This window comes from Pseudomonas sp. SWRI99, from assembly GCF_014270125.1.
Taxonomy (GTDB): domain Bacteria; phylum Pseudomonadota; class Gammaproteobacteria; order Pseudomonadales; family Pseudomonadaceae; genus Aquipseudomonas; species Aquipseudomonas hamedanensis.
Window position 1 is genome coordinate 118,773 of the sequence record NZ_JABWQR010000018.1, and the last position, 8,120, is coordinate 126,892.

Below are 8,120 nucleotides of genomic sequence, written 5' to 3' on the forward strand. Positions count from 1 at the left end.
TTAAAAATGAGTGAAGGTCAGGCCGAGCTTGTAGGTCGGGCCGTATTCTTCGTACTGACCGTTGTAGGCGCGGTGGCCGGTGTAGACGAAATACGACTCGTCGGTGAGGTTCTGCGCCTCGAAGCTCAACTGCAGATTTTTTGTCAGCGAATAACGCGCGCTGAAATCGACGAAGGTTTGCGCATCAACATGCAGGTCATGGTCCTTGTCATCGATCGAGGCCAGCTCATAGAGGTAAGCGGATTTGTAATTGGCCGACAGGCGCAGGCTGACCTTGTCCTTTTCCCAACCGAGCATCAGGTTGCCGACGGTGTCGGACTGGCTCGGCAGATCGATGCTGCGTTTGCGCTGAGTGCCACTGGCACTATCGAAGCCTTCGATGTCGGCACTGGAGCGGCTGAACGTGGTGTTGGCGCCGAGCAACAGGCCGTCCCACGGCGCCGGCAACCAGTCGAACTTCTGCGAATAGGCCAGCTCCAGGCCGTAGAGTTTGGCGCTGTCGCCGTTGGCGAAGGTGTGCGCTTCGGAGAAATTGGTCCAGGCACCGGTGCCGGCAAGGTCGGTGTTGTAGACGAAGTTTTCGATGTCCTTGTAGAACACGAACGCCGAGACCGTACCGGCGCGGCCCATGAAATGTTCGATGCCCAGATCGAGGTTGCTCGACTCCAGCGGTTTCAGATCGGGGTTGCCGAACGTCGCTTCATCGTCGTCAATGACAAACCCTGGCGCCAGTTGGCCGAAGGTCGGGCGCACCACGGTCTTGGTCCAGGCCGCGCGCACCTGGGTGTTTTTGTCCAGTTGATAACGCGCATGCAAGCCCGGCAGCCAGTGGTGATAACGACGCTGAGTCTTGGTGGCCTCGAAGTCGCCATCGGTAGCGCCAGTGCCTTTGGCTTCGAATTCGGTGCCCTCGTAACGCAGGCCGGCGATGAAGCGCCAGTCATCGATGTCGATCGTGTTCATCAGGTAACCGGCGTTGATGTCCTCGCTCATCTTGAAATCGTTGACCGTCGATTCGGTCTGGTCGTAGAAATCCGCACGGTTCAGCCCGCCGATGAGGTTCTTGATCGCGCTGCCACTGATCCCCGGTCCGAACTGACCCAGGCGATAATCCACCGAACCTTTGGCGAAACGATCGAGGTTGAGCTGCGCGTCATTGAAGCCGAGGTCGTCAAAGTCCTCATAGACCCAGGCGTCGAGGTCGTTGTCCTTGTTGCGCCGGCTGACCTTGCCACCGAATTTGACCTGCGAGGCATAGCCGCTCAGGTCGTAGTCGCGGGCCAGGTCCAGGCGCAGGTTTTTCTCGGTGTCGGTGGTGTTCTGCTTTTCCCAGTCGACCTTGTCGAGGCTGAACTGACTGGCGTTGTAGAAGTTCTGGCCAATGATCGGGCGCGGTTTGTCGTTGCTGTAGAAGCCGCTGTCGGAAAAGTCATCAATGCCTTTGAACGCGGCATTGGCGATGTGCCCTGGGCTGTCTTCGCTGGAGCGGCTGTAGCCGGCCTGACCGCTGAGGGTCCAGAGGCCAAGCAGGCGTTCGCCGCCGAGCACGTAGGACTGGATTTGCTGGGTTTCCTCGCGCTGCTTGAGCTTGCGACTGCCTTCGGCATCGCCGAGCACACCGGCCACCTGAGGCTCGGCGAACTCAATAGCGGTCGAGTTACGGGTTTCGCTGTCCTTGTAGCGGCTGTACAGCGTGCGCAGGTAATAGCTGCTGAGGTCGTCAGGTTTGTAATCGAAATTGACACCTGCGCCGGTGCGTTCGCGGCTGATGTCGTAGTCGCGCTGTTCAAACTCTTGCAGTTGCGCACCGCGCTGGAAATCCCAGGCGCCGCCGGTTTCGACGTTGTCCGAACCGAAGTCGCGCTTCTGCCAGCTCAATGCAGCCGCGACGCCAAAGTTGTCGATGCCATCGCCAAGGCTGAACCGGTTACTGACCGCACCGGAAAATTTCGGGCTGGTCTGATGCGTGTTCTTGTCGTAGCTGGCTTCGGTGCCGCCGGTGTAGAACAAGCCTTTGTGATCGAACGCCGAAAGGCTTTTGACATCCACCGTGCCGCCCAGGGAGTTGGCGTCCATGTCCGGGGTGAGCGTCTTGATCACCGACAGCGACTGCACCAGCTCCGACGGCAACACGTCCAATGCCACGGCACGGCGTTCGCTTTCCGGTGACGGCACCAGTGTGCCGTTGATGGTCACGCTGTTCAGATCCGGTCCCAGGCCGCGCACGCTGACGAAACGCCCTTCGCCCTGATCGCGCTCGACGCTGATGCCGGGCAAGCGTTGCGCCGCTTCGGCAACGTTTTCATCCGGCAGCTGCGCCACGCCATCAGCGTGCACCACGCTTTCGATGCTGTCGGAACGCCGCTGTTGCTTGAGCGCCGAGTCGATACTGGCAGCCTGACCCACCACTTCAACATGCTCGACATTGGCGCTGGCATCGGCGGCGTAAAGCCGCTCGCTGGTCATCGCCATGGCCAAGGCGGTCAGGGTGAAACTGAAGAGCCCGACGGTGCCGCTGCGCTGGTACATGTGTGTCCCCCAAAAGAGTCCGGTCCGGCCAGGCAAGTGGCCCGGCAACTGGAGGGGCACGCTAGGGGCGGCGCGTGACGCTTCTGTGACAGGGTTGACGGGCGAGCCGTTTAAGTCGGGGTTTTGCAGGATCTGGCCGGCAGAATGAGCTGAAATGACCTCCCCCACCCGGCACTTGAACCTGTGGTACCGAGCTTGCTGGTGAAGGCCGCGGCACCTGCAGCCTGATCGGCCGCAGACACCGTGCCTTCGCGAGCAAGCGCGCTCCCACAAGGTCGGCGGTGTTTTTTCAGAAATCCCTTGCACGACGATGAGCTGATCCGACCCGCAGCCGCTGTCACCCTACTGTCACAAGCATCTGCTGTGCTGGCGCGCATTGCTTCTTCGCCACAGGATCGCGGCCATGTTCTCAGTGCTCAAACCCCACCGTTGGAAACTTGCGGCACTGCTGGTGGCGGCCAATCTCGGTCTGCTCCTGCATCTGGCCTGCGGAGAACTCAAGCCGATCAGCGAATGGGTCTGGCTCGATATCGTCGGCGAAGGCGGCTCGGCGCTGCTCGCCCTGATCTGGCTGGCGCTGGTGCTTAAAAGCCGACCGGCCGGGCGCGTAACCAATTATCTGGTGCTGGGCCTGAGCGGCATTTTCTTTTCCTGGTGGATCGACAGCCTCGACGAATTCATCCGCTTGCCCGACAGCATCACCTGGGACCACTGGCTGGAATCCGGACCGATGCCCGTGGGGATGGTGTTGCTGACCCTGGGCATTTATCACTGGCATCGCGAGCAACTGGCGATCAGCGCGCAGATGGAGAAACGCGAACGGTTGTTCCGTGAACACCGGCTGTTCGACAAACTCACCCCTCTGGGCAGCGCCGACTACCTCAAGCGCCAACTGGCCGATAGCCTCGTGGAGAGCGTCGCGCAGCAGCAGCCGCTGTCGTTGCTGGTGCTGGATCTGGACAACTTCGCTGCCATCAACCAGGCCTACGGGCACGCCGAGGGCGATGCGGTGCTGCAAGCGTTGAGTCATTTGTTACTGCTCAACCTGCGCCATCAGGATTTGCTCTGTCGGCTGGCCGGCGACCGCTTTGTGGTGTTGCTGCCCAACACGGGCGAACGCCAGGCGCAGGCGATGGCGCAAGAACTGCAACAGGCCGTGCAAGCGTTGGCACACAAGACGCGCCAGCATGGCGAGCGGCTGCAACTGTCGGCCTGCACCGCCGCGGTCATGGCGCTGGAAGAGACGCCCGAGGCGCTGCTCAAGCGTCTGAACCTGGCGCTGGCCCGAGCCAAATCGCCCCTGGCGAAAAGCGCTTGAGGCCGACCATGACCGTCAAGACCACGTGGTACGAAGCCGACAGCCGTTTCATTCCCGGGCATTACCAACCCGCCACCCTGATCGACCTGGCCCTGTCCCGGGATATCGACAGCCACCGTCTGTTGCGCGGCACCGGGCTGTTCCATGAGGACATTCTGGCCGGCCAGACCCGTTTGAGTCCGCAGCAGTTTCTCGGGCTGATCGGCAACAGTCGGCGCTTGCTCAATGCCGACGACAGTAGTTTTCTGTTCGGCCAGCGCTTGCTGCCCGGACACTACGGCGCAGCCAGTCACGCCTTGCGCCACGCGCAAAATCTGCATCAGGCCCTCGACACGCTGATCCAGCAACAGGCGTTGCTGAGCCCGTTGATGACCCCGCGACTGTTACTCGATGAACGCTTCGCCTACGTCTACTGGCTGGACAGCTGCGGTGCCGGCGAGCAATGGCGCTTCCTGCTCGAAGCGGGCATGACCTCGCTGGTGGCCATGAGTCAGTGGCTCAGCGGGCAGCGTCTGCCGTGGGAATGCAGCTTCAGCCACGCAGAACCGCGTTACGTTGAACAGTACTGGGTGCATCTGGGCGAACAGACCCGGTTCGAACGGCCGCTGGACCTGATGCGCATCCCCCGGGAATACCTCGGTCGCCCCTGGCCGGGTGCCTCGGCGACGGCGGGCCAGGTCGCACGCCAGGACGCGCTGCGCGAGATCGAACATCTGGGGTTCGCCGCCAGTTTCACCGATTGTCTCTACGCCCACCTGCAAGACCATGTGCGCCAACCGCCGAGCCTGGAACAAGCCGCTCAGCATTTTTCCATGAGCGCTGCGACTCTCAAGCGCAAACTGCATAAACACGACACCGGGTTCCAGCAACAGGTGGACCGGGTGCGCAAACATGTGGCGCTGTACCTGTATCAGGTCAAAGGCATGAGCAACGAAGAGGTCGCCGACTACCTGCGTTTTACCGATGCCGCGAACTTCCGGCGTTCGTTCAAGCGCTGGACAGGCAGCACGCCCAATCTGATTCGCCAATTGCTCGGCGGGCACTGAATAAGCCAATCACGACTTCACTGTTGCGGCGCCACCACCCTGAATTTGATCGCGATATCCTTGGACACCACGCTGTCCGCCCACTCCCCGGCACCGAGGCCGAACTCGTCGCGTTTGAGGATCAGTTCGCCGTCGAAAATGCCGACCGCGTTGTCCGGCTTCAGCTCCACCGGCACATCAACCTCGCGCGTGATGCCCTTGAGGGTGAGCTGGCCAGCGATCCGGTAACGGTTCTCGCCCACCGGTGTAAAGCGGCTGGATTCAAACACGGCCACCGGGAATTTACCTGTGTCGAACCAGGCCGGTTTCACCAGCTCGGTATTGGCGTCCTCGCTGCCGGCATCGATGCTGCCCAGATCGATGTGCAAGGTGGTGCGGGCGTTGGCGGGGTTGTCGGTGTTGAAGTCCAGAGTCGCCTCAAACTTGCTGAAGGTGCCGTACATCCGCGAGCCCATCTGGTTGTAGGTGAAACTGATCTGACTGGCGCTAGTGTTGACCCGGGTGTATTCGGCGGCCTGCCCGGCGGCCATGGCAAAGAAGGAAATCACGGCAACCAGCAGCAATCGCAGCGACATGGAATTCTCCGGACGCCCGTCGCGGGCCTTGGATGACTTAAGCAAACAACCCGCCGTTACGCCAGCGCCTACACTAACCGCTCGATTTTCTGGTGTTGCCACACCCTTTTGTAGTACAGGGTCTGCAACGCCAGCATGCCGAGATACGCCACCGGGAACGCCATCCACACCCCCTGCAAACCAAACTGTCCGTCGAGCCAGTACGCCGCCGGCAACTGCACGCCGACTACACAGAAGATCGCGATAGCCACTGGCACCAGTACCGTGCCGCTGGCGCGCATGATCCCGCCGACGATTGCCTGGAACCCGAACACCAACAGGCTCCACAGCATGATGTGCAGCAGATGCTCGGCCATCGCCCGGGTCGAGTCCTCCGTCAGGAACAAGCCCAGCAACCAGTGCGACAGCAGATACCCGAGCACGATGAGGCCGCCGGTCAGGCACACGTTGATCCAGAGCCCGGTGCGCAGAATCGGCCCCATGCGCTCCAGACGCCCGGCGCCGATGGCTTGGGCGCCGAGGATCGACGCGGTGATCGCAATCGACAACGCCGGAAACTGCACATAGTTGACGATCTGGGTCACCGCGCCATAAGCCGCCGTCGCCTGTGAGCCGTGCTGGTTGACCAGTGCCAGAATCACCAGCTCCGACAACGACAGCACAATCATCTGCACCCCGGTCGGCAAGCCGATACGCAGGACCTTGCCGAGAATCACCCGGTCCAGTCGCAAGGCAGCAAAGAACTCACGATCCGGCGCCAGCGGATGGCCCTTGCGGAGCAGGCGCCACGCAAGCCACGCCATGGCCGCGAGATTCCCGGCCAGCCCTGCGTACGCCGCACTTTGTATGCCCAGTTGCGGCAAGCCGAACCAGCCGCGAATCAGTGCCGGCGTCAGCGCCAGCCCCACGGCGGTCGATACGATAAGCGCCAGCAACGGCGACAGCGTGTCGCTGACACCGCGCAGCAATTGCGTGAACAGCACGAACACCAGCAGCGACGGCAGGATCCACAACATCACGCGGGCATAGCTCACCGCATCGTCGAGTACATCCGCCGGAGTCCCCAACCCCGTGAGCGCCTGCCGCGCAAACAGGGTTCCCAGCACGGCGGCAACCAGGCCGATCAACACACCCAACAGCAGTGTCGCGCCGGCGATCGCCTTGACCCTATGCGTCTCCCGCGCGCCCCACGCCTGACCGATCAACACACCCGCGCCAGCGCCGAGGCCGATGACCAGGGCAATGAAGAAAAACACGATGGGGAACATGCCGGACACTGCCGCCAGCGCCTGGGTACCGAGCATCTGGCCGATATAAATGCTGTTGACCGTGCCGGACATCGATTGCAGAAAATTCGACAGCACCATCGGCGCCAGAAAAAGCAGATAGGTTTGCCAGAGGGGCTTTGGGAAGGTGGCACTTTGCATTGGTTGGAGGTCCATCTCGACGGCGGAAGGCCTGATTGACGATAGCTTCGGTGAGTTGCGTGCCGGGTGCAATCAACATTTCCAATCCCTGTTGATTGTCTGTTTTGGCATTTGTGTAAATACCGGGCATTGCTTTGTGTCAGTGTGCAGCTGTGGTAAAGCACGGCTTTTCAACAGTTATTTATTGAGGCTCGAATCATGCGCAACGCTGTCAATGTTTTGCTAGGCACCCTCCTCGCTCTATGCGCCGCCTGCACCCAGGCAGCCGCACCTTCAGCGGCGCCTGATTCATTGAAGCCATTACTGTCCACCCTGAATGAACGCCTGAACATCGGCGACCTCGTTGCCCTGACCAAATGGGACAGCGGCAAGCCGATCCAGGACAGCCCACGTGAGGCACAGGTGATTGCCAATGCCAGAACGCTGGCTGCCGAACACAGCCTTGACCCGGACGACATCGCGCAGTTGATTGCCGCGCAAATGGAAGCGAACAAACTGGTGCAGTACGGTTTACTCGCACGCTGGCAAACGGCAGGCGCTGCACCGGACACGCCGCGCCCGGATCTCGCCGCGCAGATTCGCCCGCGTCTGGATGAATTGCAAAAGCGTCTGTTAGCGCAATACGCCGGGTTCGCGCCCTATCGGCAGGATCCCGATTGCCCGGCCTGGCTGACCAGTGTTCGCAGCGGTATGAGCACGGATGCGCTGCATGAACTGGCGCTCATTCGTGCCAGCGGTGAGTTGTGCATCCGGCCGAAACCTCTCTGATTCGCGGGTTTGGATAAACATCATCGGCGTCGATGTTCATCATCACCTCAATGAAGTTCTCATAAAAATTGCTCGGCGTAACATCGGCTCCAGACAAACCAACAACACCCCTGGAGCACACGATCATGAAACGCCAAACCCTTCTCAGCATCGCTTTTTCGGTTTTCGCAGTTAACGCTTTTGCCGCCACCCCGGCACAGATCCTGGTCGCAGAAGGCGGCTCGGACAAGTTGATTGAAAGCCGTTTGGCTGAAGGGGGTTCGGATCGTCTGATCGAACGCCGCGTTGCCGAAGGTGGCTCTGATCGTCTGATCGAGCGCCGCGTTGCCGAAGGTGGCTCCGATCGTCTGATCGAACGCCGCGTTGCCGAAGGTGGCTCCGATCGTCTGATCGAACGCCGCGTTGCCGAAGGTGGCTCTGATCGTCTGATCGAGCGCCGCGTTGCCGAAGGTGGCTC

The 8,120-nt window shown here is 61.0% G+C and carries 7 protein-coding genes; 4 read left to right on the plus strand and 3 right to left on the minus strand.

Annotation, left to right across the window (positions count from 1 at the left end; genetic code table 11):
- Positions 1-2,529 carry a TonB-dependent receptor gene (locus HU743_RS16420; RefSeq protein ID WP_186649822.1) on the minus strand — a complete coding sequence of 843 codons (2,529 nt, stop codon included), beginning with the start codon at positions 2,527-2,529 and terminating at the stop codon, positions 1-3.
- Positions 2,530-2,932: 403 nt separating this feature from the next.
- Between HU743_RS16420 and HU743_RS16425 the strand changes: the two genes are divergently transcribed.
- Positions 2,933-3,847, plus strand: coding sequence for a GGDEF domain-containing protein (locus tag HU743_RS16425; RefSeq protein WP_186552499.1), 915 nt, complete (start codon positions 2,933-2,935; stop codon positions 3,845-3,847).
- A gap of 8 nt (positions 3,848-3,855) precedes the next feature.
- Positions 3,856-4,893 (plus strand): AraC family transcriptional regulator, encoded by a 1,038-nt coding sequence (locus HU743_RS16430; RefSeq protein ID WP_186649825.1) that lies wholly within the window; start codon positions 3,856-3,858, stop codon positions 4,891-4,893.
- Between the two features lie 17 nt (positions 4,894-4,910).
- On the opposite strand, the gene HU743_RS16435 is transcribed toward HU743_RS16430, so the two are convergent.
- Both HU743_RS16435 and HU743_RS16440 read right to left on the minus strand, forming a co-directional pair.
- Entirely contained in the window at positions 4,911-5,468 is a 558-nt protein-coding gene (locus HU743_RS16435) for a YceI family protein (RefSeq protein WP_186637820.1), read from the minus strand.
- Positions 5,469-5,536: 68 nt separating this feature from the next.
- Positions 5,537-6,895: an MATE family efflux transporter gene (locus HU743_RS16440; protein WP_186637823.1), complete on the minus strand. Its 1,359-nt coding sequence runs from the start codon at positions 6,893-6,895 to the stop codon at positions 5,537-5,539.
- A 198-nt stretch (positions 6,896-7,093) separates the two neighbouring features.
- Here HU743_RS16440 and HU743_RS16445 point away from each other — a divergent pair, with 198 nt between their 5' ends.
- A complete protein-coding gene (locus HU743_RS16445) occupies positions 7,094-7,663 on the plus strand; it encodes a chorismate mutase (RefSeq protein WP_186649827.1) in 570 nt (189 codons plus the stop codon).
- Positions 7,664-7,788: 125 nt separating this feature from the next.
- The coding region (locus HU743_RS16450) for a hypothetical protein (RefSeq protein WP_186649829.1) at positions 7,789-8,120 on the plus strand (332 nt) is incomplete at its 3' end.